Below are 24444 nucleotides of genomic sequence, written 5' to 3'. Positions count from 1 at the left end.
GGACGGGGTCGGGACGGACGGGGTCAGGAGGGGCGGCGGACGAGTTCGACACCGATCAGTTCCAGCCGGACGGACCCGTCGGCGTCGATCAGTGCCGCGTCGCAGCGCGCCCCCGTGTCGTGCGCCTTCCGTCCCCGCACCACACATCGCACGGTGCCGTCCACCGGGCCGCGCCGGTGCACCCTGCACTCGGCGACAGCCATCGGCAGTGTCGCCGCCCCGAGCACCTCCTCGCCCCAGAGCAGGGCGAGTTGGAGCGCGCCGTCCACCGCGGCCGGATCGATCGGCCAGTGCTCACCCGCCCAGTCCAGGGCGCGCAGGCCGGCGACGGTCGCCTCGGCTCCGTCCTCCGAGACACCGCGCACCGTGCGCAGAGCGTGGAACCGGGGGCCGTGGAAGAGAACCTCCCCGTCGTACCACGCGGCCCGGTCGAGCCGCTTGAGGCCGTCCGGGGCGTCCCACGCGGCCGCGTCGGGCTCCACGGCCCCGGTGTCCAGAACGGCCCGGAAGTGCGCCAGGCCGTCCTCGCCCCGCAGTTCCGCCTCCAGACCCGACGGTGAACCGGGCGCGCCCCGGCCGCCGAGCACGGTGAGCCGGTGGCCCGCGCCGGGCAGCTCCGGCAGGGCGTACTTCTTGTACACCCGCAGATCGCGCAGGACGAGCTGTCCGGCAGCCGGCAGCCAGGCCGCGGCCGCGCCCGCGAACCAGTTCAGGACCAGAGCCACGGGCAGCACGGGAACCCCGGCCGGCGCGTGGTCGGCCAGCTGCGGCCAAGTGTCCGAGCGGACCAGCAGCTGTGCGCGACGCGGATCACCGGCCGGGGACAGGGCCGCCGGATCGTTCCCGGCAGCCAGGACGACGCGGGCCTCGTCGGCGGCGCCGTCCAGCTCGGCGGTGAACGCCGCGGCGCCCTGATCCAGGGGGATGAGCGGGACCCCGGACCGGCCGAAACGCGCGGCCAGGGCCGGGGTGACCATGCCGCCCTGCCAGGGGCCCCAGGCCACGCAACGCACCAGGCAGCCGGGGCGTCGGGTCTGCTCGGCCGACGCCACCTGATGGAGGATCTCGTTGGCCATGGCGTAGTCGCTCTGCCCCGGGTTGCCGAACACGGCGACCACCGAGGAGAACAGGCAGATCGTGTCCAGGGGATCGTCCGCCGTCGCCGCCAGCAGCGCCCGCAGACTGTCCACCTTGGTGGACATCACCAGCTCGGCCTGCTCGTCGGCCTTGTCGACGATCCGCTTGTCGGCGAGCACCCCCGCACCGTGCACGATGCCGGTGACCGGCCCCCACGTCTCGCGCACGTCGCGCAGAGCCGCGGCGAGGGCGTCACCGTCGCGAGCGTCCACCTGGACGTACCGGGCGGGTGACCCCGCGGCCTCCAACCCCGCCAGTGTCGTCCGTACCTCGCGCGCGGCCAGGATCTGCCGGGCCCGCTCCGCGATCCGGGCGGGCGAGGAGTCGGCCGCGTCCCCGGCGGAGCGCTCCGCGAGCAGACGGGTGAGCGCCGGTTCGTCGGCCGCCGACGCCAGCCCGGCGGGCTCGGCGGCCAGGTCCGTCCTGCCCAGCAGTACGATCCGCGGCCGGTGGGTCCTGGCCAGGTCGAGCAACGCCGCGGCGGTCACCCCGCGGGCCCCTCCGGTGGCCACGATCACCGACGCGGAGGAGATCCGCCCCGTGCCGCCGGGCGTCACCGGCTCGGGCACCATACGCACAAGGGCGCGGGTGCCGTCCGCGCGGAGGCCGACCTCCAAGTCGGCTCCGCCTTCGAGCAGTTCCCGCACGATCGCTTCGGCGACCTCCTCGTCGTCCCGGCCGCCCCGCTCGCAGTCGACGACCCTGACCGAGGCGTCCGGCCACTCCTTCGCCGCGGTCCTGGCCAGACCGGCGACCCCGCCCAGCCAGGCACGGCCGGGCGCGTGGCCTCCGAGCCCGAAGTCGCCCCCGGTGTCCTGAACGGTCACGAACAGCCCGCCGCCTTCGGCCGCTTGTGCCGCCACAGCACGCGCCGCGCGGAGCGCCGACCGGTGGACCTCCTGCGCCTCGTCCGGCGCCTCGCTCGCGGTGAGCCCGCCGAGATGGACGACACCGCGTGCGTCCGCGGGCACCCGCGCCACGGCGGTGGCGTCCACGCCGCGCTCCGTCAGTTTCCGGGCGACGAGGCCGGTGATCCCGCACCCGCCCGCGCCCTGGCCGGTCACCATGACGGGCCCGTCCAGCAGTCCCGCCGTGGCCAGCCCGGACGCCGGCGACTCCACCACGCGCGGTACCAGCCTCGTCAGCGGCGTCTCCTCGCGGGACCCGGCGCGCGGGGCGGGCAGCTCGGGTACCTCGCAGACGGCGGAGGCTTCGGCGGTTCCCGCGGACCCGGCATGCTCACGGGCCTCCGGCACGGCGGGGGTGACCACGTCCGAGACCACGTCCGCGAGGGGCTCTACGGCGCGGGTGCCCGGTCCCGAGGCCTCGGGAGGCCGGGCGCCGGCGGTGAGCGTCTCGACGATCTCGCGCAGCGTACGGAGCTTGCCGAGCTGCCCGACGTCTCCCGTCGCCATGTCGCCCACCTGCCGGCGTACGACCGACAGGATCTCGACGCGCTTGATGGAGTCGACGCCCAGATCCGCCTCCAGCTCCATGTCCAGGTTGAGCATGGCGGCGGGATAGCCGGTGAGCCGCGCGACCACCGACAGGAGCAACTCCCCCAGCTCAGACGGCGACAGGGGCACCGCATCAGCGCCGGGATCGAGAGCGGGTGTGGGTGCGGGAGCGGGCGTGGGAGCCGGTGCGGCCGCGACGGGCGCGGGAGCGATGGGGACAGGTACCGCTACGGGTGCTGCCGCCGGAACACCGGTCGCGACGGGAGCCGGCGGCGCGACGGGGGCCGGTACGCGCCGCGGTGACGAAGCGCGGGGCAGCGGCAGCGGCGCCGGGGGAACCGGTACGTCCATGGCCCCGCGCGCGTGCGACACCCCGAGCATCGCGGCCAGGGTCGTCTCGGTCATCCGCAGAAAGGCCATATGGCTGTCCGTCAGCATGCGTTGGCAGGCCGCGTGGGCCTCCGCCGTCTGCCGCTGGACACTCTCGACGGCGGCGAGCCAGTCACCCTCGACGGTGCCCCCGGCCGCGGCGTCATAGGGAGCATCGGCCTCGTGCACCGGTTCGGGCTCCGGCTGCCAGGGTGTGGAAGCTGTCCCGTACGCCGCCGGCTGCGGGGTGTGGGCAGGGGAGGGGGTGTACGCGGGCATGAGGACCGCCGGGGTGTCGGACGCGGATACGGATACGGGTACGGATACGGGGGCAGGCTGAGGTCGGCGTTCCGGCTCACGTTCCGGAGCGGGTGGCGGCTGGGCGGACGCGGCGCTGGGCGGGGGCAGCTGGCCGTAGTTGGCTCCGCTGATCTTCACGGTCATCCGGGGCTCGCGCTCCTTCGCTGCGGTTCCGGGCGGGGTGTACGGCGCCCAGAGAGGGTCGAGATCGAACGGGACGCCACGTACGGCGAGTTCGCCGAGCGCGGCGTGCAGGGTGTCGGCCCCGGGCCGGGCCGGCCGGTCCAGGGGAACGGCCGCGTGCTCGCGGTCGCCGAGGATCTGCCCGACCAGGCCGGTCAGCGTGGTGCCCGCGCCGACCTCGACGAAGGTCCGTACCCCCGCCGCGTACATCGCCTCGATCTGGTCCTGGAAGAGCACCGGTGAGGCGAGATGAGTGGCGATCCGGCGGCGCACCTCATCGGGGGACGACGGGTACGGCGCCGCGTCCGCGTTGCCGTAGACCTCGATCCGGGGCTCCGTGAGCGGCACCGTGCGCAGGTACGCGGCGAGCGGCTCGACGGCCGGGGCGACCAGCGGGCTGTGGAAGGCGGTCGACGTGGCCAGGCGACGGGTGCCGGTCCCCTCGGCCGAGAACGCCTTCTCGGCCCGCACGACCGCCTCCACCGACCCCGAAAGCACCACTTGGCGCGGGGAGTTGTGGTTGGCCGGCCAGATATCGCCGAACCCGCCACCGGCCAGCACCTCCGCCACGTGTGCGCGGTCCGCCGCCACCGCCAGCATCGCGCCCGGGGCGACCACCGCGTCCCGCATCAGCTCGCCGCGGCGACGGGCCAGACCCACCAGCGACCCGGCGTCCAGCGCACCCGCGCAGTGCAGCGCCACCAGCTCACCGAAGCTGTGGCCCGCCACGCAGTCCGGCCGCAGCCCCAGCTCCCGCACCACCTCCAGTAGCGCGAGCGCGTGCACCGCCAGCGCGGGCTGCGCCCACTCGGTGGCATCCAGCAGGGTCCGCCGGGCGGTGCGTTCCTCGTCGGTGAAGGAGGGGGGCGGGAACACGACCCGGTGCAGGGGCCGCCCGTCGAAGCGGGCGCCGCCCAGCCGGTCCCACACGGCCTGCGCGGCCGGCGCCAGCATCGCGAGATCAGCTCCCATCCCGACGTACTGGGACCCCTGGCCGGGGAACAGGAAGCCGATGCGGCCGGGCGCGGCCTCCCCGCACGCGTATTGGACACCGTTGGGCGTCGAGAACCCCGTGCCGGGCCGCTGCCGGATCAGCGCGACTGCCTGGGCGTACTTCTCCCGCAGGTCCTCGGCATCGGTGGCGACGACGGCCAGCCGCACCCGGGCGGCGGATGAGAAGGAGGTGTGGCTCTCCCGTGCCAGCGCGGCCAGCGGACGTCCGTCGTCCGTCCGCGGCGGCACCAGGTCCGACGGGGAGGCGCCACTGAACAGGACGAGCTCGCTGGGCGCCGAGCGGTGGCGCAGGGCCGCACGGCCCGCGGCGCCCGAGGGCTCGTACTCCTCCAGCGTGACGTGGAAGTTGCTGCCGCCGAAGCCGAAACTCGACACCGCTGCCCGGCGCGGATGGCCGGCCGGCCGTACCCACGGGCGGGTCTGCGTGTTGACGTAGAACGGGCCGTCAGGGGCGGCGGCGGCCGGGTTCGGCCGTTCGACCTTGACAGTCGGCGGCAGCACCTTGTGGTGCAGGGCCATGACGGCCTTGAGCAGCCCCGCCGCACCCGCCGCGCACTTGGTGTGGCCGATCTGCGACTTGACCGAGCCGATCGCGCACCACTGCCCGTCCGTACGGCCTGACGCGCCGAACACCTCGCCGAGCGCCGCCAGTTCGGCGGTGTCCCCGGCCTTCGTGCCGGTCCCGTGCGCCTCGACCAGCTCCACGGTCTCCGGTCCGTAGCCCGCCTCCTCGTAGGCGCGTCGCAGGGCCCGCGCCTGGCCGGCTGGCAGCGGGGCGTAGATCGCCGTACTCCTGCCGTCGGACGAAGTGCCGATGCCCCGGATCACCGCGTGGATCCGGTCGCCGTCACGCTCCGCGTCGGACAACCGCTTCAGCGCGTACATGACGACCGCTTCGCCGAGCATGGTGCCGTCGGCCGCGGCCGAGAACGGCCGGCAGTCCCCGCTGGGGGACAGCGCGGGTGTCTTGGAGAAGCACAGGAACATGCCGATGTCGTTCCCGGTGTCCACGCCTCCGCTGATCACCAGGTCGGCCCGGCCGAGGGACAGTTCACCGACCGCCGTCGACAGGGCCGCCAGGGAGCTGGCACAGGCGGCGTCGGTGGTGTGGTTGATGCCGTGCAGATCGAACCGGTTGGCGATCCGGCCCGCGACGACGTTGCCGAGCAGCCCGGGGAAGGTCGATTCCTGCCACGGCGCGAAACGGGCCGAGATGCGGTCGCACACGGCCTGCGCCTCGGCCTCGCCGAGCCCGCCCTCCCGCAGCCCCGCGAGCCATACGGGGCGCTGGGTGCGCCCGTACATGTGCGGAAGGAGCTCCAGGGCGGCCGCGCCGAGGACGACGCCGGTCCGGTCCCGGTCCACCCCGGCCGGACCGCCGGCGTCCGTCAGCACCTGGTCGGCGACCATCAGGGCGAGCAGCTGGGAGGCGTCCGTCGCCGGCAGGTTGGCGGGGGGCACCCCGTAGGCCATCGGGTCGAAGTCCACCTCGGAGAGGAAGGCGCCCCGACGCGCATACGTCTTGTCCGGGGCGGCCGGGTCCGGGTCGTAGTGGTCCTCCACCCGCCAGCGGGAGGCGGGCACCTCGGTGATCAGGTCGCGGCCGCCGGTCACGATCCGCCAGTAGCCGGCCGCGTCCGTCGCGCCGGGCACCTGGGCGCCCACTCCGACCACGGCGATGGGGACCTGGCGGGGGGTGGAGCCGGGCACGGACTCTCCTGGGGGTCGGGCTGTCGCTGCTGACGCCTCGGCGGCGCCGGTGCCGCTCACGCCAGCTCGCACGGCACGTAGGTGAACGCTTCGGACGGCAACGGAACGCCGTATGTGCGCAGTTGATGGGCGCGGGTGAGCACGGCGGCCCCTTCGAGCAGGTTGAGCGCGATCTGCACCACGGACCGGTGCGCCGGCTCGGCCAGGTACGTGCCCGCCGCCCACCGGTTGAACGCGCCCATCGCCGGCCCGCACCAGATCTGGTAGTCGGCCCGCCGCGACCCCTCCCCGGTGATCGCCCACCTGCTGGAACTGCCCAGGTACCAGCGGAAGACCAGGGCCATGCGGTGCTTCGGGTCGGCCTCGGCACGGGTGATCTCCGCGGGATCGCGCTGCTCCCAGAACGCGCGCGTACGCTCCCAGATCTCGTCGAACGGGGCGCGCAGCACGTCGCGCTCGATCGAGGCGCGCAGCACGGACGGGATCTCCTCCAGCGAACCGTGGGCCCGGTACGCCGCGTGGAGCCGGCCGGCCCGCTGGGCGAACATCGTTCCCCGGGAGAGCACTTGCAGCTTCACGCCCAGCTCGAACATGTCGGCCGCCGGAGCCATGGCCACATCGGAGATGTCGGCGTCGCAGAGCATCGCCTTCGCCTCGTCGGACAGGCCCGCCTCGGTGGCCGTCTGGTTCACCGACCCGACGACCACGTAGGACGCGCCGAGGGCGAAGGCCCCGGCCACCGCCTCCGGTGTGCCGAGGCCGCCGGCCGCGCCGAGCCGGACCGGCCGGCCGTAGCCGAACCGCCGGCACAGCGCGTCGCGCAGGGCGGCGATCCTCGGCAGCAGGACCGACAACGGCCGGTTGTCGGTGTGCCCACCGCTGTCCGCCTCCACGGTGATGTCCTCGGCCACCGGCACCAGGGCCGCCAGTTCCGCCTCCTGCCGGGTCAGCTTCCCCTGAGCGACGAGGGGGCCCAGCAGTGCGGGTGGGGCGGGGGAGAGGAACCTCTCGGCCACCTCGGGCCGGGAGACCTTGGCGAGCAGGCCGGTACGCCGGACGACGCTGCCGTCCGCGCCCCGGCGCAGCCCGTGGGCCGAGCACAGCACGACCGCCGGGGTCAGCTCCATGAACGCCGACGCGGAGATCCGGGGGACACCGCAGCGCAGCAGCAGCTCGGCGACGCGCGACTCCAGCGCCGGCTCGGCCGGTGAGTGGATGAGGTTGACGCCCCAGTTCCGGCGGGATTCCAGCTCGTGCGCCAGCGTGTGCACGGCCCGCTCCACATCGGGGTAGGCCAGACCGCCGGCGCCGAAGAAGCCGGTCATCTCCGCCCTGGCCATCGCCGAGACCATCCGGGTGGTCGCGATGCCGTTCGCCATCTCACCGGCGACATAGGGAAAGCGGACGCCGTGCGCCTCGCAGAAGGTGCGACCGCCGAGCCACTCGGGGTACAGCGGCGGCAGCGTACCGAGCACCGGACCGCCGGGTACGGGGCCGGTGGCGAGCCCCAGTTCACGGCCGTCCGGCCCGCTGACGACGTGGACGGGTTCCCGGATTCGCCGGGCACGGGCCGTGATCCCCTCGGGCGAGAAGACCGGCGGGGACGCGGCGGGGGAGCCGGGAACTGCGAGGACGGACACGGAAGGGCTCCAACGGGAGAGGACGTCTGCTGGTCAGGCGTACGAGGCGGACGGGAGGACGGCCGGGGCGATGTCCGGCGATCCGGGGAGGGCCCTGCCCCGCGGGGCCAGACCGGACCAGAGGTAGTCGAGGCCCACCGGGGCGGAGGCCGCCGACGGCCCCAGCCGTGTCCTGACCCGGGTGTCGTCGAACCGCCGCCGATGGGCGAGGTAGACCGTCATGCCCGGGTAGAAATCCAGCAGCGCCTCCAGCGCCGACGGGGCGTCCGGCTTGGTGGCGACCAGGTCGATCGAGAGCGGGACCAGCCGTTCCAGGAGGGTCACGACCGTCGGTACGGGCACGTCGCGGTCATGGACGACGTGATACGTGTCGACCCCGCCCGAGGGCGCCAGGCCGGCCAACCGCACCATGACCTCGGCCGCGTGGTCCACCTGCAACAGGTTCAGCCGGCCGTGCGGATGCCCCACCGTCCGGATGCGGGGCCGGCCGGCCGGGCCGGGGCTCGCGGGGCCGGCGGCACTTCGCGCGTCACGCAGGATCCGCTCGATGACCAGCAGCGGATGCGAGGGCAGTTCGGGGTGCGGCGGCAGGTCCGTGACCAGGATGCTCGGCCGCAGGACCAGGACCGGGCGGCTGTGCTCCCGGGACCACGCGTGTACCAGCAGCTCCGCCTCGTACTTGGACCGTTCGTAGGCGTTCTCGAAGCCGCGGGCATCGTCCAGCTCGTCCTCGTACGCCACTCCGTCCCGCCGCGCCCCGGCCACGAACGCGGTGCTCACGTGATGGACCACGGGCCTCTGACGGCCCGCGGCCGCCAGCTCCAGGACGTGCCGGGTCCCTTCGACGTTGGTCCGGCGCAGCTCGGGAAGGTCCCCTTCCAGATTGATGCTGCCCGCGCTGTGCCAGATCGCGCCGAGGCCGTCGGCCAGTTTCTGGAACGTCCGTCCGGACAGCCCCAGCCGCGGCAGTGTCAGATCGGTCTCCACCACCCGTAACCGGTCGGGGAGCTGGGCGGTGAACTCCTCGGGCGAGCCCGTCAGTTCGAAGAACCGGCTGATGCGGTGCAGGGCGTTCCCCGAACCGGTGTGGGCCAGGACCGTCACCGATCGGTGCGTGTCGAGCAGACGACGTAACAGGCGCAGTCCGAGAAATCCGGTGGCGCCGGTGAGGGCGACGTGCACGAGTGCGGCTCCAAGGGCAGGGTGAGGGGCGGGCCGCGACCGCGCGCGGAGAGGCTGGGGTGCCGCCGTTGCGGCGACCGGGAGCGGGGGAACGGGACGCCACCGGTCGTCCTGCGACGCGGGGTGTCACTGGCGGTCGCACCGCGCACGGTCCGGCTCGTCCGGCCGGTCCGGCTGGTGCTCGCCGGTTCTCCGACGCCCCCTGTCTCGCCGGGGTTCCTCAGGCCCTCCCTGGACCCGGTGACCTCCGGCGCACGGCACACAATGTCAGACGGCGGGCGGGGCGAGAGCCCCGATTCCCTCCGCTCACCCGAACGAAGTACACGGCACCGTGGCCCGTGCGCGCCCGCACGGTTCGGCGGATCCCGCCCCCGGCGGCGTACGGGGCAGCACGACACGGCCGGGGCCGTACGGCGGCGATCTGAGCCCCGTCCTCCTTTCGAGGGAACTTGCCGGCGGGGGCCCTGGGCCGGCCCCCAGGGTTCGCCGTGTCGGCGTCGGCGGCGGGCAGCCGGGGCCGCAGGCCGGTCATGGCATGGAAACCAGCAGCCGAGGGGCCTGAGGGCGGATACGGCCGGCCCCCGACGCCCCGACAGGAATCTGGCCGCCGAGGCCGGAGCGGGGGTGCGGATACCGGACGGATCGGCTCCGGTCGGGGGTCATCCTGATGGTCGGCCGGTCCGGGCAGCCGGTGCGCTGCGGTCGGCCGGGGCGGGTGGGCTGCGGACGGCGCCGGTGGCCTCTCGCCGTCCGTCCGTCCGCTCGCGTTCCCCCGTCCCTCTCGCTCGCCTTCAGCGCGCTCGCCCTCGGCCCGAATCGGAGCCCCGAAGCCCCATGTCTGATCTAGAGCAGTCCACCAGGTCCGGCCCGTCCGCCCCGTCCGTCCGGCTTGATCAGTCTGTTCCTTCTCCCCGCCACCCCACCCACTCGGTCGACCGCGCGTTCCTCAGCCTGGAGCGCCGTCGTCCCGACGTCCGCTGGGACGCCGGTGGCGTCGCGTACCTCAGCGGTCCGCCCCCGACCCTGGCGGACCTTCGCGCGTACGTGGGCTTCCGCCTCGGCGAGCTGCCTCTGCTCACGAGCCGGGTCGAGGGCGGTCGGCGGTCCCGGTGGCAGCCGGACGCGGATTTCGCCGTCGACCGGCAGGTGCACGAGGTGGTCGCCGACGGACCCGCCGGGTGGGACTCCGCCCTGCACACCGCGCTCAACGCCCCGTTCGCGCCCGGCGCCTACTGGGGGGTCTGGCTGGTCCACGGCCACGAACCCGACGCGTACGCCGTGTGCTACCGCTTCCATCACGCCTGCCAGGACGGTTCGGCCGCCGCCATGACCTTCCGGGCCATGCTGGGCGAGGGGGAGCCATCGGCGCGCCCGGTGCCGGGCCGGAGCCGGCGGGCCGGGGTGCCGCGACGGGTGGGTGCGGCTGTCGGGCTGGCCACGAGGTTCGTGGCCGGCTCCCTCGCCGCTCGCGGTCACCGCCCGGACGCCGCCTTCACTCCCTCCGGGGAGCGGCGGCTGTCGCGGGGCCGCGTACCGGCGGACACCCTCCGCCGCATCGGTACCGCGCGCGGCGGCTCGGCCCACGACGTGCATCTGGCCGCACTCGCCGGGGCGTTGTCGGTCTGGTCGGCCCGCTCCGGCGTACCGCTGCCTCGGGTGACGGCTGTATTGCCCGTCGACGCCCGCCGCCCCGACGAGGACCAGACGTGGGGAAACCGCTGCTTCGCCCTGCCGCTGGAGCTGCCGGTGGGGACCGCCTCGGAACGCCCGGACGGCTCCCGGAACGGTGACGCGTCCCTGCGGCGACTGGACCATGTCATGGCCGCGACCCGGAAGTTGCGGGGCGAGGCATGGCGGCAGGCCATTCAGGACCTGGTCCGCTTCATGCCGGGCCGCCCCACCGAGTGGTACCTGCGAAGGATGCTCTCCCCACGCGTCACCAACGTCATGGCCACCTCCATGCCGCTCGCCGACAAGGGGAGCCTGGGGGAGACGCAGGTGACGGGCACCGCCCTGTTGCCCCTGCTCGTGCCCGGACACCTCTGCGGGGTGGGGCTGTCGTTCTTCGGCGACTGGGCCGAGGTGTCCTTCGTCGCCGACCGCGCCCTTCCGCTGGGGGAACTGCTGCCGGAACTGTGGGAGCGGGCCGTGGGCGAGCTGGAGGAGAGCTCGGCGCCGGTCATCGAGTGAGAGTCCCGACGGAGCGGATCACACGGCGTCGGACACCGGAGCGGGGCCGGCCACGCCGGACAGGGGTGGGACCGCACCGCGTGCTCGGCGTCTGCCCGCTCGGATTTCCCGACGGAGGGCCCTTCGGTAGGAGCGGACGTCGATCTCGATCCCGTGGCGGTAGGTGGACACATAGGTTCTGTCATGGAGTTGCCAGTCGCGGGCGATGGCCCGCGACATGTCCGCCGGGGACGGCAGCGCGACCGCTCCTTCGATCAGGTCGGCGATCCATTCCGCCTGCGGTTCGAGCAACGGGAAGGCCTCGCCGGCGGGTTGGGCGAGCCCCATGAAGTAGAGCCCGGGGAGCCGGGGCGGCGTCGTGCGCAGATACAGCTCCGTGCGGCCGTCCGGAGCGGCGAAGACGGAGGGGGCCAGGAAGGGGAAGGAGATGGAGTAACCGGTGGCGTACACCACGGCGTCCACGGGTTCGCGGCTGCCGTCCGTGAAGGCCACCGTGTCCCGGCCGAAGGAGCTGACGCCGGGCTTCGGGGTGACCGCGCCCCGAGCCAGCTGGACGAGGAGTTCGTCCGAGGTGGAGGGGTGAGCGGCGAGGGGGCCGCGGACCGGTTCGGGGAGCCCGTAGTGAGCCGGGGCACCACGGGTCAGCCGCAGGAGGAGCGCCATCGCCGGGCCCTTGAGGAACCGCGGAAGACGGGACAGCGGGCTCCACACCAGGTGATCCGCCGGCCGGCCGAGCAGCATCTTTGGAAATACATGCACCGCCTCGCGTGCGGAGAGGAACGTCCGCGCCGCCGTACGGGAGATCTCCGCCGCGATCTCGCACGCGGAGTTGCCCATACCGATCACCAGTACCCGCCGGCCGGCGTACGGCTCGGGGTAGCGGTAGTCGTGCGAGTGGACAGCGGGCCCCTCGAAGTGCTCGGCCCCAGGCACGGGAGGGTCCGGGAGACGGGGGTCCCAGTGGTGACCGTTGGCCACGACCACCTCGGTGTAGCGCTGCGCCTCCTCATCCGCGGCCGCGTCCCCGCGGCGTCGGCGGACGACCTCCCAGCCGCCGCCGTCCAGGGGCCGCACCGAGGTGACCTCCGTGCCGAGCGCGATGTGGCGGTGCAGACCGAACGACGCGGCGTAGTCCTCCAGGTAGGCGAGGACCTTGCTGTGGTGCGGAAAGACCGGGTAGGTCTCCGGCATGGCCAGCGAGGAGAAGGACATGCTCTCCTTCGAGATGTTCGCGTGCAGCGACGCGTACACCCCCGACATGCCGTTGTCGTTGCCGTACCGCCAGAGCCCGCCGATGCCCGAACCGGCCTCGAAGCAGTCGAAGGGAACGCCGCGCGAGGCAAGGACCTTGCTCGCGGCCAGGCCGGACGGGCCTGCTCCGATCACGCACGTTCTCCGCATGGCTGACTGACCTTCCCTATGGGCGCGACGCCGCCGGTGCGCGCGTGGAACGGGACCGCGGGCAGCGGCCCCGGTCACGCTAGCCAGCCCGCGGCCTCGGGGCCGCTGTTCGGGGACAGGCATGATCGCGCGGGTGACACGTCGTGCACAGGATTGACGCCGGGCAGCGGGCGCGCTCGCGGCGCCGTTTCCGCTGCTCGGCCTGCTCGTTGGGCAGCAGCGGACCGGTTACGCCGCCGAGCGGCCGACCGGAGGACCCCCGCCGACCGGAAGACGCGGACCGGTTCCGCGGCCATCAGGAAGACCTGGTACGACGGAGTAACACGATGGACGTCACAGATGTGCACCACTCCTACCGGCAGCACGCCGTTCTCCGGGGCGTCGACCTTCGGCTGCGGCCCGGCGCCCTCGCCGGGATCGTCGGGGAGAACGGCGCGGGCAAGTCGACTCTGCTGAAGATCCTCTCCGGTGAACTCGGGCCGGACCGCGGCTCGGTGCGGCACGACGGCAGGTTCGGCTACTGCCCGCAGTCCGTGGTGCTGAACGACTCCTTCACCGTCCGCCAGCACCTCGACTTCTTCAAGAAGGCGTACGGGCTCGCGGACCTGCGGCGGGCCGAGGAAGTGATGGAGGTCCTGGCCTTCACCGAGTACCTCGACCAGCGCGCGGGCCTGCTCAGCGGGGGCTCGCGACAGAAGCTGAACCTGACCCTGGCGCTCATGCACGATCCGGACGTACTCCTGCTGGACGAGCCCTACCAGGGCTTCGACTGGGAGACGTATCTGCGCTTCTGGGAGCTGGCGACGAAGCTGCGCGACGCCGGGCACTCGGTGCTGGTCGTCTCGCACCTGGCGTACGACATCGACCGGCTGGACCTGTTGTGGCGCCTGGAGGGCGGGCGCCTCCACCGGCAGGAACGGCGTGCGGGGACGGCGGCATGAGGCGGCACTGGTCCCTGTTCGCCACGGCGTCCCGGTACGCGCTGATCGGACATGCCCGCAACCACTTCGCGATGCTGCTGGTGGTCGTGTACATCCCCGTGTGGATCGGCCTGGCCTATGTGACCATTCCCGACCAGCCGGCACCCTTCCGGCTGCGGGCCACCGGCGAGGTCCTGTCCCCGCCCGGCAACCACCTCACCCAGATCACCGGCGCGCTGAACGCGGTCACCCTGATCGCCGGCTTCATGATGTTCGCCGCCACCTTCACGGGCGGCGCTTTCGACCGCCGCCTGGCCATGGCGGGATACCCGCGGTATCACCTCGTCCTCGCCAAGCTCTCCGCGCTCACGCTGGTCTGTGCCGCCGTCGCCGCGTACGCCACGGCCGCCGTCGGATGCGCCTGGCCGCCGCGGCAGCCCGTCATGCTCGCGGCCGCCCTGTTCTGCGCCGCCCTGACGTATGGCGCGCTCGGCGTGGTCTTCGGATCGGTACTCCGCCGAGAGGTGGAGGGCATGTTCGCCATCCTGATGATCAGCATTCTCGACGTCGCCCTGCAGAACCCCCTCTCCAGCTCGGGGTCGGACAGCGCCGTCGTGCGCTTCCTGCCGACGTACGGAGCTGTGCAGGCCAGCATGTCCGCGGCCTTCTCCGACGCATCAGCCGCCCAGGGCCTCGTGATCCAGTTCCTCTGGCTCATCGGCGCCGCGTCGGCCGGGTTCCTGGTCTTCCGCCGGCGCACCCGGAACGCGCTCACACCGGAACGGAAGCCATGGGGTCCGGCTGCCTCCGGGCGCGGGACGGCGGAGGGCACCGACGGAGCCCTGGCCTCGGCGGAGCCCGGCTCGTCCGCGGAGCGCGTACGGCCCACGTGATCGCCGGACCACCGGCCGCTCCGCGGGAGTTCGCTCGTCGCACGGACGGCCGACGACACTGTGTGCCATCGGCCGTCCCGACGACAGAAGCCGTGACCTGGGGAAGACGGTGATCGTTCTGTAGCCGTCGGGCGCTGACGCGGTGCCCGGACCGACACGCCCTTTCGTGCAAGGAGCACTGCCCCATGAGTCTTTCGCGTACCGTCCAGCGCACTGTCCTTACGGCGGCTCTCCTGTCCGTCTCAGCACTGGCCGTCCCCTCCACCGCACAGGCGGCCCCGCTGCCCCCCGCCTGTCAGACGGCGCTGCTCGGAACCCTCGACAAGTTCCCCGTCGCGAACTTCACGGTCCCCGACAAGGTCCAGAACACCATGCTGGTCGAGATCATGGGCCTGAGCGAGGCCGACCAGAAGGCCCTCACCGAGGTGGCGTGCGCGGCCTGGAACACCTGGGCGACCGAGAACGGGCAGGCGGTCGCCACGGACCTGGACACCCGCTACCGCAACGCCGCCGGCCCCGCGTGCAACAAGTTCGCCAAGTCCTCCATGGCGACGATCAAGCAGTACGCCCCGAGCATTCCCGCCGAGACGCGGGAGCTGGAGAAACTGGCCAAGAAGGTCTGGAAGAACTCCATGACGAAGCTGGCCGCGGAGGCCACCAACGCCGATTGCCGTGCGGCCTACGACGGGGTGAAGGCCGGCTGGTAGCGGAACGCCGGGCGGGTGGCCGCCTGACGAAACCCCAGGAGCCCCGAACTCCTCGGGAAGACGACCACGAATCACCCGCCCCCCTGCTCGGGCAGGCAGCAGACCGGCCCCTGGCCCTTACCTCCCCCCGTAAGGTGCCAGGGGTCTCCCCACGCCCTCCTCGCGCGGCAGATCACCGAGACGCGGGAGTTCCGCGGCGCGGGGTTCAGCGACGGCGACTGCCGGCTCGAACAGTGCGCGCGGGGGCGCCGGCACACAAGGGACCGGAGGTGCGGGAGCGTGGATCCGGGCCGGCCACAGCCAGCACATGACATACGTCTCCCGCCAGTTGACGGAGGCAGGGTGAGCGGCTTCCGCCAACAGGGGCCGCTGGAACAGGAATCCCCTCACGCCGCCCCGACAGCACGGGCGACGGGGTGAAGGGCGGCGTACTCCAGGGGGGCGGACGGGTCGATGGACATGTCCAGCGGGGCGGGTTCGGCTCCCGCCCGGACCAGGAGGTCGCCGACCGCCGCGATCATCGCGCCGTTGTCGGTGCACAGCTTCAGCGGCGGCACCCGCAGGGTGATCCCGGCGGCCCGGCAGCGTTCCTCGGACAGCGCCCGCACCCGGGAGTTGGCAGCCACCCCGCCCACCACGACCAGCGTTCCCACACCGTGCTCACGGCAGGCGGCGACCGCCTTGCGCGTCAGTACGTCGGCCACGGCCTCCTGAAGCGAGGCCGCCCCGTCCTCCAGCGGCAGTTCCTCACCGCGCAGCCGGTGCTGCTCGGCCCAGCGCGCGGCGGAGGTCTTCAGCCCCGAGAAGGAGAAGTCGTGGCGCGAATCCCGCGGCCCGGTCAGCGGCCGGGGAAACGCCACGGCGCGCGGATCGCCCTTCCTCGCGGCGCGGTCGATGGCCGGACCGCCCGGATACGGCAGCCCGAACGCCCTGGCCACCTTGTCGAAGCACTCGCCCGCCGCGTCGTCGATGGTGTCGCCCAGGTGCACGATCGGGTCCCGCGCCAGATCGCGTACGAGCAGCAGCGAGGTGTGGCCGCCCGAGACGATCAGCACCATGCAGGGATCGGGCAGCGGCCCGTGCTCCAGGGTGTCGGCGGCGACGTGACCGGCCAGGTGGTGCACCCCGTACAGCGGCACGTCCAGTGCGAACGCCAGGGTCTTCGCACCGGCCAGGCCCACCTGGAGCGCGCCGGAAAGGCCGGGCCCGGTCGTCACGGCCACTGCCCCGATGTCCGCCATCCGCAGCCCGGCCCGGTCCAGTGCCTCCCGTACGACGGGGGTGAAGGAGTGCACATGCGCCCGCGCGGCGATCTCCGGGACCACTCCGCCGAATCGCGCATGCTCGTCCATGCTCGACGCGACCGCGTGCCCGAGCAGCCGGCCGTCGCGTACGAGACCCGCGCCGGTTTCGTCGCACGAGGACTCAATGCCCAGCACCAGTGGGGATCCCACGCCTGTCCTCCTGCATTTCATTGTTAATTGCATGCTCTGTGCAATAAGGGTAGGTGAAGTCCACCTGGCCGGTGTCCGGCCGGCGCCGGACAGTAGAGTTCGGGTGCGCCAGCCCCCGAACACCGAGGTATCGTCCGTGACTCCCGAACCCGCCGCACACCCCGTTCCACCTGCAGTGAGCGTCGTGGGAATCGGAGCCGACGGATGGTCCGGCCTCCCTGACACCGCACGCTCGGCGCTCATCGCCGCGCAGATCCTGATCGGCGGTGAGCGCCAGCTGGGCCTGCTCCCGCCGGAGTGCGCGGGACGGCGCGTGGCCTGGCCCTCGCCGCTGCGGCCCGCGGTTCCCGGCCTGCTCGCCGAGCACGCGGGGAGCAGGATCGCCGTACTGGCCAGTGGCGACCCGATGTTCTACGGAATCGGCCGGGCCCTCACCGAAGTGCTCGGCGCCGATGAGCTGCGCGTCCTGCCGCACCCGTCGTCCGTGTCCTACGCCTGCGCCCGCGTCGGCTGGCCCCTTGAGGACACCGAGGTCGTCACCCTGGTCGGCCGGCCCGCGGCGCGGCTGGCCGCGGCCCTGTACGACGGCCGCCGGCTGCTGGTACTCAGCGCGGACGCCGGCACCCCCGCCGTGGTCGCCGCGCTGCTGCGTGAACACGGTTTCGGACCGAGCCCGCTCCGCGTCCTGGAACAGCTCGGTGGCGAGGACGAAGCAAGTGCCGAGGGAACCGCGGACACCTGGGCGCACCCGCCCGGCGATCCGCTCAACGTCATCGCGGTCGAATGCCGGAGCGCCCCCGGCACCCCGCGCCTCGGCGCCGTCCCCGGCCTGCCCGACGAGGCGTACGAACACGACGGCCAGCTCACCAAGCGCCACATCCGGGCCGCCACCCTCGGCGTGCTCGCACCCGCCCCGGGCGAGCTGCTGTGGGACATCGGCGGCGGCTCGGGGTCCATCGCGGTCGAGTGGATGCGCGCCCACCCCTCGTGCCGGGCGATCAGCGTGGAGCGCGACGCCGTACGGGCCGAGCGCATCACCCGCAACGCCGCACACCTCGGTGTGCCCGGCCTGCGCGTGGTCACCGGCCGGGCCCCCGGCAGCCTGGCCGGACTGCCCGTGCCCGACGCCGTGTTCATCGGTGGCGGGCTGACCGTGCCCGGACTCCTCGACGCGTGCTGGGAAGCGCTGCCGGCCGGCGGCCGCCTGGTCGCCAACACCGTCACGCTGGAGTCCGAGGCGCTGCTCACCGAGCAGTACCGCCGACGCGGCGGTGATCTGGTCCGTCTCGCCGTCGCGCACGCCGTGCCCGTCGGCGGCTTCACCGGCTGGCGGCAGGCGATGCCGGTCACCCAGTGGTCGGTACGCAAACCCTCGATCAGCCCGATCGCGGGGCTCCCAGTGGAAGCCCGCGCAGAACAAGCAGGAGACAACAGATGACCGTGTACTTCATCGGCGCGGGTCCGGGCGCGGCCGACCTGATCACCGTGCGGGGCGCACGCCTGCTCGCCGCCTGCGGGGTGTGCCTGTACGCGGGCAGCCTGGTGCCCCCCGAACTCCTCGCCGAATGCCTCCCGGAAGCCAGGCTGATCGATACCGCGCAGCTCGACATCGACCAGATCACGGCCGAGCTGACGGACGCGCACCGGGCGGGCCACGACGTGGCGCGGCTGCACTCGGGCGACCCCTCGGTGTTCAGCGCGGTCAACGAACAGATGCGGCGCCTCGACGAGGCCGACGTGCCCTATGAAGTGGTCCCCGGCGTGCCCGCGTTCGCGGCCGCCGCGGCGGCACTCAAGCGGGAGCTGACCGTGCCCACGGTCGGCCAGACCGTCATCCTCACCCGGGTGGCCAACCGCGCCACGGCGATGCCCGAGGGCGAGGACCTGGCGACACTGGGCCGCAGCGGGGCCCTGATCGTCCTGCACCTCGCCGCCAAGTACGTGGACCGGGTCGTCGAGGAGCTGTTGCCGCACTACGGGGCCGACTGCCCGGCCGCCGTCGTCGCTCTCGCCTCCCGTCCCGACGAGCTCATCCTGCGCGGACCGCTCGACGGCATCGCGGAGCAGGTGAAGGCGGCGGGCGTGATCCGTACCGCCGTCATCATGGTCGGCCGCACGCTCGGCGCCGATCAGTTCCGCGACAGCCACCTCTACTCGCCCGGACGCGACCGGCACGTCTGCTGACGGCGCCTCACCCCGGCGGCCGGCCGGCCGGTCAGCGGACGCTGCTGCGCCCGACGACCGTGCCCGCCCGGTCGATGCAGATGACGTCGACGGCGACCGGCGCCCCGCGCAGCACGGTCAGCGCCTCGTCCCGCGCGGCCATGGCCACCAGGTCCCCGAGGGGGACACCGCGTGCCTGGCACGCCTGGAGCGCCGCGAGTCCCGTGTTCGCGCCGGCCACCTCGGCGGCCAGGGCCTCGTCCGCGCCGCCCCGCCGGGCCAGCCCGGCCAGGAACGGCTTGTCGACCTGGGAACGGGCCGAGTGCAGGTCGAGGTGGCCGGCGGCGAGCTTCGACAGCTTGGCGAACCCGCCGCAGACGGTCAGCCGTGCCACCGGATGACGGCGTACGTACTTCAGCACGGCGCCCGCGAAGTCGCCCATGTCCAGCAGGGCGATCTCCGGCAGCCCGTACTCGGCCACGACGGTCTTCTCCGAGGTGGAACCCGTGCAGCCCGCCACGTGGGTGTGGCCGGCCGCACGGGCCACGTCCACGCCGCGCCGGATCGAGTCGATCCACGCCGAGCAGGAGTACGGCACCACGATGCCGGTCGTGCCCAGGATCGACAGGCCGCCCAGGATGCCCAGCCGCGGATTCCACGTCGAGCGGGCGATCTCCTCGCCGTGGTCGACGCAGACGGTGACCTCGACGTCCCCCGAACCGCGATGTGCCTCGGCGACCCTCGCGAGGTGGTCGCGGATCATCTGGCGGGGCACGGGGTTGATGGCGGGCTCGCCCACGTCGAGCGGCAGGCCGGGCAGGGTGACCGTGCCCACGCCGGGCCCGGCCCTGAACACCACTCCCGAGCCCGCCGGCAGCCTTCGGACGGTGACCCGTACGAGAGCGCCGTGGGTGACGTCCGGGTCGTCACCGGCGTCCTTGACCACCCCCGCCATGGCCCGCCCCTCGGCCAGCTCCTCCACCGCCAGCGCGAACGCCGGGGTCTGGCCCCTGGGCAGGGTGATGGTGACCGGGTCGGGGAAGTCCCCGGTCAGCAGGGCGGTGTACGCGGCCGTGGCCGCCGCGGTCGCACAGGCACCGGTCGTCCAGCCGGGCCGCAGGCCGGTGTGTTTGAGTTGGGCGCTGCGCCCGCCCTTCGCCTCACCCACGGATGGATCCCATGCACGTACTCGTACTCGGCGGGACCACGGAGGCCCGCCGCCTCGCCGAACTCCTGGTGGCCGCCCTGCCCGAGGGAGACCGGGTGACCAGCTCGCTCGCGGGGCGGGTGGCCAGTCCGAGGCTGCCGCCCGGCGAGGTGCGCGTCGGCGGATTCGGCGGAGCCGACGGCCTTGCCGCGTGGCTGCGCACGCACCAGGTGGACGCGCTCATCGATGCCACCCATCCTTTCGCCGGGACGATCAGTTTCAACGCGGCGGCAGCCGCCGCGACTGCCCATGTTCCCCTGCTGGCCCTGCGCCGCCCCGGCTGGGTGCCCGGCAGCGGCGACGACTGGCACCCGGTCGGCTCGCTGGCCGAGGCGGCGCGGACGCTGCCCGCGCTGGGGCGGCGCGTGTTCCTCACCACGGGACGCATGGGGCTGGCCGCCTTCGCGGAGCTGGACGGGCTGTGGTTCCTGATGCGCTCGGTGGACGCCCCCGAACCCCCGCGTCCCGCCCGGATGGAGGTGCTGCTCGGACGGGGCCCGTTCAGCCTCGAAGGGGAGCGCGAGCTGATCCGCAGGCACCGTATCGACGTCCTCGTCACGAAGGACAGCGGCGGCGCCGCCACAGCGCCCAAGCTCGCCGCGGCCCGCGAAGCGGGGATCCCGGTGATCGTGGTGCGCCGCCCACCGGTTCCCGAGGGTGTCGCGGTGGCCGGCACCCCCGACCTGGCCCTCGCCTGGCTGCGCGGGGGCACCGGGGCTCAGCCCTCCGGGTAGCGGCGCGGCGTCCAGACGATCTGCCGCCCGTCACCACGGCGCACCCAGCGCGTCTGCGAGGACCCGACGATCAGGATCGTGCGCATGTCGACCTCGGCCGGGTCGAGATCTGCCAGCCGTACCGTGCGTACGCTCTCGGCCGGACCGCCGACGTCCCGGCCGAGGACCACGGGTGTGTCCGGCGACCGGTGCTCCAGGAGCAGGTCACGGGCCTTGCCGACCTGCCAGGTCCGGCTGCGGGAGCCGGGGTTGTACAGCGCGAGCACCAGGTCCGCCGAGGCCGCCGCGCGCAGCCGTTCCGCGATGACCTCCCACGGCTTGAGCCGGTCCGAGAGCGAGAGCGTGGCGTAGTCGTGGCCCAGCGGCGCTCCGGCGCGGGCGGCGGCCGCGTTGGCCGCCGTCACACCCGGCAGCACCCGCACCGGCACGTCCGCGTACTCCTCCTGGGACGCCGCCTCCAGGACGGCCGTCGCCATGGCGAAGACCCCGGGATCACCGCCGGACACCACGGCCACCCGCCGTCCGCGACGGGCCAGGTCCAGGGCGAACTCGGCGCGTTCGGACTCGACCTTGTTGTCCGAGCCGTGCCGGAGCTGTCCGGGGCGGACCGGCACCCGCTCCAGATACGTGGTGTAGCCGACCACGTCGTCGGCGGCGGCCAGCACCCCGCGGGTCTCGGGCGTGAGCCACAGCGGTCCGGCGGGGCCGGTGCCGACCACGGCGACCTCGCCGCTGCCCGGGGCGCGTTCGGGGCGGGGGCTGTCGATCCGGCTGGGCAGGACCGCGACCGCGAAGTACGGCACCGAGCCGGCGTCGATCCCGGCCAGGTCGCCCGTGCGCTCCCCGGCCATCGTGGCGCGTTCGACGTAGTGGGCCTCGGGCAGCCGCCCCGACGCCTCGAAGGCGCGGCGGACGGCCGGGAAGGTGCGCCCCAGCTTCATCACCACCGCGGCGTCGGTGGCGGCGAGCCGGGCGGTGAGCTCCTCCTCCGGCAGGGTGCCGGGCAGGATGGTCAGCACCTCCTCGCCCTCGGCGAGCGGGGTCCCGAGCCGGGCGGCCGCGGCACTGACCGAGGTGACTCCGGGGATCACCTCGGTGGGGTAGCGGTCGGCCAGGCGCTTGTGCATGTGCATGTACGAGCCGTAGAAGAGCGGGTCGCCCTCGGCGAGCACCGCGACCGTGCGCCCCGCGTCGAGGTGCACCGCCAGGCGGGCCGCCGCCTCGGTGTAGAAGTCCTCCATCGCACCCCGGTAGCCGCCCGGGTGGTCCGTGGTCTCCGTCGTGACGGGGTAGACCAGCGCCTCCTCGATGTGGTCGGCGCGGATGTGCGCGGCCGCGATCGACCGGGCGATGGACCGTCCGTGCCGGGCGCTGTGATAGGCGACGACATCCGCATCAGCGATGACGTCCACGGCTCGTACGGTCATCAGGGCCGGATCGCCGGGGCCGAGCCCGACCCCGTACAGCCGGCCGTTCCTCTGCTCGCTCACGCTTACTCCTCCTCGCTGGCGATGGCGTTGAGGGCGGCGGCCGCCATGGCGCTGCCGCCGCGCCGGCCGCGCACGATCAGGTGGTCGAGGCCGGACGGGTGCGCGGCCAGGGCGTCCTTGGACTCGGCGGCACCGACGAAACCGACCGGGACCCCGATGACGGCGGCGGGGCGCGGTGCGCCCTCCTCGATGAGTTCGAGCAGCCGGAACAGGGCGGTGGGCGCGTTGCCGACGGCGACGACCGCACCGTCCAGCCGGTCGCGCCACAGCTCCAGGGCGGCCGCGCTGCGGGTCGTGCCGAGTTCCGCCGCGAGTGCGGGCACCGACGGGTCGGACAGGGTGCACACCACCTCGTTGTCCGCGGGCAGCCGCTTGCGGGTGACACCGCTGGCGACCATGGCCACGTCGCACAGGATGGGCGCGCCCGCCCGCAGTGCCGCGCGGGCACGGGCCACCGCGTCCGGGGTGAAGGCGAGGTCGCGTACGAGGTCGACCATCCCGCAGGCGTGGATCATCCGGACCGCGACCTGGCTCACATCGGCGGGCAGGCCGGACAGGTCCGCCTCCGCGCGGATCGTGGCGAAGGACTGGCGATAGATGGCCGGTCCGTCCTTCTCGTACTGGTGCACAGTGCTGTCGCTCTCTTCATCGGGCGGGAAGGGGCCATGGGGCATGGGGCGGGGAAGGATCCGTCGGGCGTGGAACGTACAGGTGTCGCGGTGCCGGGCGGGGGCGGTGTCAGCCGACGGTGCCCCGGGCCGCCGCCACGGCGGCCGCGAGCGCCGGGGGGCCGGCGGGGACGGTCAGCGGGGAGCCCCGCTCCTCGCCGCGCACCGTGCGGACCTGGTAGCCGTCCGGGGTGGCGACGACGTCGACCCACTCGCCGCGCGGGTGGCCGCAGCGGCGTTCGCACCCCGACCAGTACACGGGCAGTGCGCCCGGGGGGCCCACGGCCGCCGTGGCCTCGGTCCGCACGTCGGCCAGGGACTTGGCGCAGCCGGGACGCCCGATGCAGGCTCCCACGCCGGTCCAGGGGGAGTGGGGCCTGATGATCAGTCCGGCGGCCCCCAGCCGGTCCAGCACGTCCGCGGCCCGCCCCGGCTCCAGTCCGGGTACGACGACGCCGCGCCACGGGGTCAGCCGCAGTTCGCCGTTCCCGTGGTGCCTGGCGGTGCTGGTCAGCGCCTGCCACTGGCCGGCGCCGACGCGCCCCAGGGGCACACCGGCGGACAGTGCGACGGTGCCGTGCGGGCCGGTCACGACGCCGGGATCCGGGGGCGCGGGTTTCCCCGGGCGGACGGGGACGGCGGTGCGTTCGCAGCTGATGCCGGCCTGCCGCAGCCGCCGTACGACCTCGTCGAGGAGCGGCTCGCCGTCCCCGGGCAGATCCGGCACACGCCAGGCACCGGAGCCGGCCGCCGCGTGGAGGAAGGCCTCGGCGGCGATCAGGGCGGCCTGCGGCGCCCGTGCGTCAGGTATCCGTACGGCGCTTTCCATGGAGCCGGCCCGCAGAGTCGCGTCGCCGTCGCTCCGCGCCAGCAGGGTCACATCGGCGCCGAGCGCGTCCACGTCGCCGCGTCCGTCGTCGAGCGCGAACAGGAACCGCCCCGACAGACCGGCCGCCGCGTCACTCGCGCACAGCAGTTCGTCCACCGCGGACAGCCACGGCCGGATGTCCCGCTCTCCCCGGCCGTCGAGCCCGGAGAGCGGGGACGCCACGACGTTGCGGGCGCGCTCGTGGCGCTCGGAGGGCAGCAGCCCCGACTCAGCCATCGCGGAGGCCAGTTCGCCGCCGCAGTCCTGGCCCAGGCCGCGCAGCTGCACATTGCCGCGCGAAGTGAGATGCAACTCACCGTCGCCCAGCCGCTGCGCCAACTCCCGCAGCACGTCGGCCTGCGCCGCGCTCAGCACGCCGCCGGGAATCCGGATGCGGGCCAGCGCCCCGTCGTCCGCCCGGTGCAGCCGCAGCGTCCCGGGGCAGGCGTCGCCACGGGCACGGGGAGAAGCGTCTCCTGTGCGCGCGGGAAGGATGGCGGGTGGGGGCATGGCGGCGAGCATACCGACCATCTCATCAGATCCGTATGAGCCCCAGTTGATAGGTGCCCCTTACTATGCCTAGCGACGGGCTGTCCGGCCCGTCGTCGCCACAGATGGCGACAGGGGAGGAAGCCCGGTGCGATTCCGGCGCGGTCCCGCCACTGTGAACCCGGTCGCACCGACCGGGTGAGTCAGGAACTCCCTTCCCCGTCCACCCGGCCACGGCCGGGCAGGGGAGTCCCATTCCGACACCGCC

At 73.7% G+C, this 24444-nt stretch carries 16 protein-coding genes and 1 riboswitch; of the genes, 7 read left to right on the top strand and 9 right to left on the bottom strand.

Annotated features, from left to right (window positions below; all coding sequences use genetic code 11):
• Positions 1 to 23 precede the first annotated feature (23 nt).
• Genes ACZ6S6_RS24510 through ACZ6S6_RS24500 form a run of 3 tightly spaced genes read right to left on the bottom strand, consistent with a single transcriptional unit; the run spans position 24 to position 8992 of the window.
• The gene (locus tag ACZ6S6_RS24510) at positions 24 to 6170 is read right to left on the bottom strand and encodes an SDR family oxidoreductase (protein WP_469706940.1); all 6147 of its coding nucleotides are present in this window, start codon (positions 6168 to 6170) and stop codon (positions 24 to 26) included.
• A 56-nt stretch (positions 6171 to 6226) separates the two neighbouring features.
• Entirely contained in the window at positions 6227 to 7810 is a 1584-nt protein-coding gene (locus tag ACZ6S6_RS24505; protein WP_469706939.1) for a PfaD family polyunsaturated fatty acid/polyketide biosynthesis protein, read from the bottom strand.
• Between the two features lie 33 nt (positions 7811 to 7843).
• Positions 7844 to 8992 carry an SDR family oxidoreductase gene (locus tag ACZ6S6_RS24500; RefSeq protein WP_469706938.1) on the bottom strand — a complete coding sequence of 383 codons (1149 nt, stop codon included), beginning with the start codon at positions 8990 to 8992 and terminating at the stop codon, positions 7844 to 7846.
• Positions 8993 to 9826: 834 nt separating this feature from the next.
• Here ACZ6S6_RS24500 and ACZ6S6_RS24495 point away from each other — a divergent pair.
• The gene (locus tag ACZ6S6_RS24495; protein WP_469706937.1) at positions 9827 to 11182 is read left to right on the top strand and encodes a condensation domain-containing protein; all 1356 of its coding nucleotides are present in this window, start codon (positions 9827 to 9829) and stop codon (positions 11180 to 11182) included.
• An 18-nt stretch (positions 11183 to 11200) separates the two neighbouring features.
• Here ACZ6S6_RS24495 and ACZ6S6_RS24490 read toward each other — a convergent pair whose 3' ends face one another.
• Positions 11201 to 12568, bottom strand: a complete 1368-nt coding sequence (locus tag ACZ6S6_RS24490) for a flavin-containing monooxygenase (protein ID WP_469706936.1) — start codon at positions 12566 to 12568, stop codon at positions 11201 to 11203.
• A 341-nt stretch (positions 12569 to 12909) separates the two neighbouring features.
• Here ACZ6S6_RS24490 and ACZ6S6_RS24485 point away from each other — a divergent pair, with 341 nt between their 5' ends.
• The 3 genes from ACZ6S6_RS24485 (at position 12910) to ACZ6S6_RS24475 (ending at position 15103) form a co-directional block, all read left to right on the top strand.
• Positions 12910 to 13524 (top strand): ABC transporter ATP-binding protein, encoded by a 615-nt coding sequence (locus tag ACZ6S6_RS24485; protein ID WP_362960323.1) that lies wholly within the window; start codon positions 12910 to 12912, stop codon positions 13522 to 13524.
• Positions 13521 to 14396 carry an ABC transporter permease gene (locus ACZ6S6_RS24480; RefSeq protein ID WP_469706935.1) on the top strand — a complete coding sequence of 292 codons (876 nt, stop codon included), beginning with the start codon at positions 13521 to 13523 and terminating at the stop codon, positions 14394 to 14396. Before ACZ6S6_RS24485 ends, ACZ6S6_RS24480 begins: the two co-directional genes overlap by 4 nt.
• Before the next feature lie 185 nt (positions 14397 to 14581).
• A complete protein-coding gene (locus tag ACZ6S6_RS24475; RefSeq protein WP_362960328.1) occupies positions 14582 to 15103 on the top strand; it encodes a hypothetical protein in 522 nt (173 codons plus the stop codon).
• Positions 15104 to 15489: 386 nt separating this feature from the next.
• Here ACZ6S6_RS24475 and tsaD read toward each other — a convergent pair whose 3' ends face one another.
• Positions 15490 to 16578: a tRNA (adenosine(37)-N6)-threonylcarbamoyltransferase complex transferase subunit TsaD gene (gene tsaD, locus ACZ6S6_RS24470; protein WP_469706934.1), complete on the bottom strand. Its 1089-nt coding sequence runs from the start codon at positions 16576 to 16578 to the stop codon at positions 15490 to 15492.
• A 154-nt stretch (positions 16579 to 16732) separates the two neighbouring features.
• Here tsaD and cbiE point away from each other — a divergent pair, with 154 nt between their 5' ends.
• Together cbiE and cobM are read left to right on the top strand one after the other, a co-directional pair.
• Positions 16733 to 17995 carry a precorrin-6y C5,15-methyltransferase (decarboxylating) subunit CbiE gene (gene cbiE, locus ACZ6S6_RS24465; RefSeq protein WP_469706933.1) on the top strand — a complete coding sequence of 421 codons (1263 nt, stop codon included), beginning with the start codon at positions 16733 to 16735 and terminating at the stop codon, positions 17993 to 17995.
• Positions 17992 to 18741, top strand: coding sequence for a precorrin-4 C(11)-methyltransferase (gene cobM / locus ACZ6S6_RS24460; protein WP_469706932.1), 750 nt, complete (start codon positions 17992 to 17994; stop codon positions 18739 to 18741). The genes cbiE and cobM overlap by 4 nt, the downstream gene beginning before the upstream one ends.
• A 31-nt stretch (positions 18742 to 18772) precedes the next feature.
• Here the strand turns inward: cobM and ACZ6S6_RS24455 are convergent, their stop codons facing one another.
• Entirely contained in the window at positions 18773 to 19888 is a 1116-nt protein-coding gene (locus ACZ6S6_RS24455) for a cobalt-precorrin-5B (C(1))-methyltransferase (RefSeq protein ID WP_469706931.1), read from the bottom strand.
• Positions 19889 to 19899: 11 nt separating this feature from the next.
• Here ACZ6S6_RS24455 and ACZ6S6_RS24450 point away from each other — a divergent pair, with 11 nt between their 5' ends.
• Positions 19900 to 20661, top strand: coding sequence for a cobalt-precorrin-6A reductase (locus tag ACZ6S6_RS24450; protein ID WP_469706930.1), 762 nt, complete (start codon positions 19900 to 19902; stop codon positions 20659 to 20661).
• Here the strand turns inward: ACZ6S6_RS24450 and ACZ6S6_RS24445 are convergent.
• From ACZ6S6_RS24445 to cobG, 3 genes are all read right to left on the bottom strand, one after another.
• Positions 20646 to 22151, bottom strand: a complete 1506-nt coding sequence (locus ACZ6S6_RS24445) for a precorrin-2 C(20)-methyltransferase (RefSeq protein WP_362960349.1) — start codon at positions 22149 to 22151, stop codon at positions 20646 to 20648. The genes ACZ6S6_RS24450 and ACZ6S6_RS24445 overlap by 16 nt on opposite strands.
• A gap of 2 nt (positions 22152 to 22153) precedes the next feature.
• Entirely contained in the window at positions 22154 to 22780 is a 627-nt protein-coding gene (locus tag ACZ6S6_RS24440) for a precorrin-8X methylmutase (RefSeq protein ID WP_362960446.1), read from the bottom strand.
• Between the two features lie 109 nt (positions 22781 to 22889).
• Positions 22890 to 24209 (bottom strand): precorrin-3B synthase, encoded by a 1320-nt coding sequence (cobG, locus tag ACZ6S6_RS24435; RefSeq protein ID WP_362960449.1) that lies wholly within the window; start codon positions 24207 to 24209, stop codon positions 22890 to 22892.
• A gap of 83 nt (positions 24210 to 24292) precedes the next feature.
• Positions 24293 to 24389, top strand: a riboswitch (cobalamin riboswitch).
• Positions 24390 to 24444: the final 55 nt, after the last annotated feature.

Source organism: Streptomyces sp. NPDC048671, from assembly GCF_055587045.1.
This window is presented reverse-complemented; position numbering and strand designations above follow the sequence as displayed.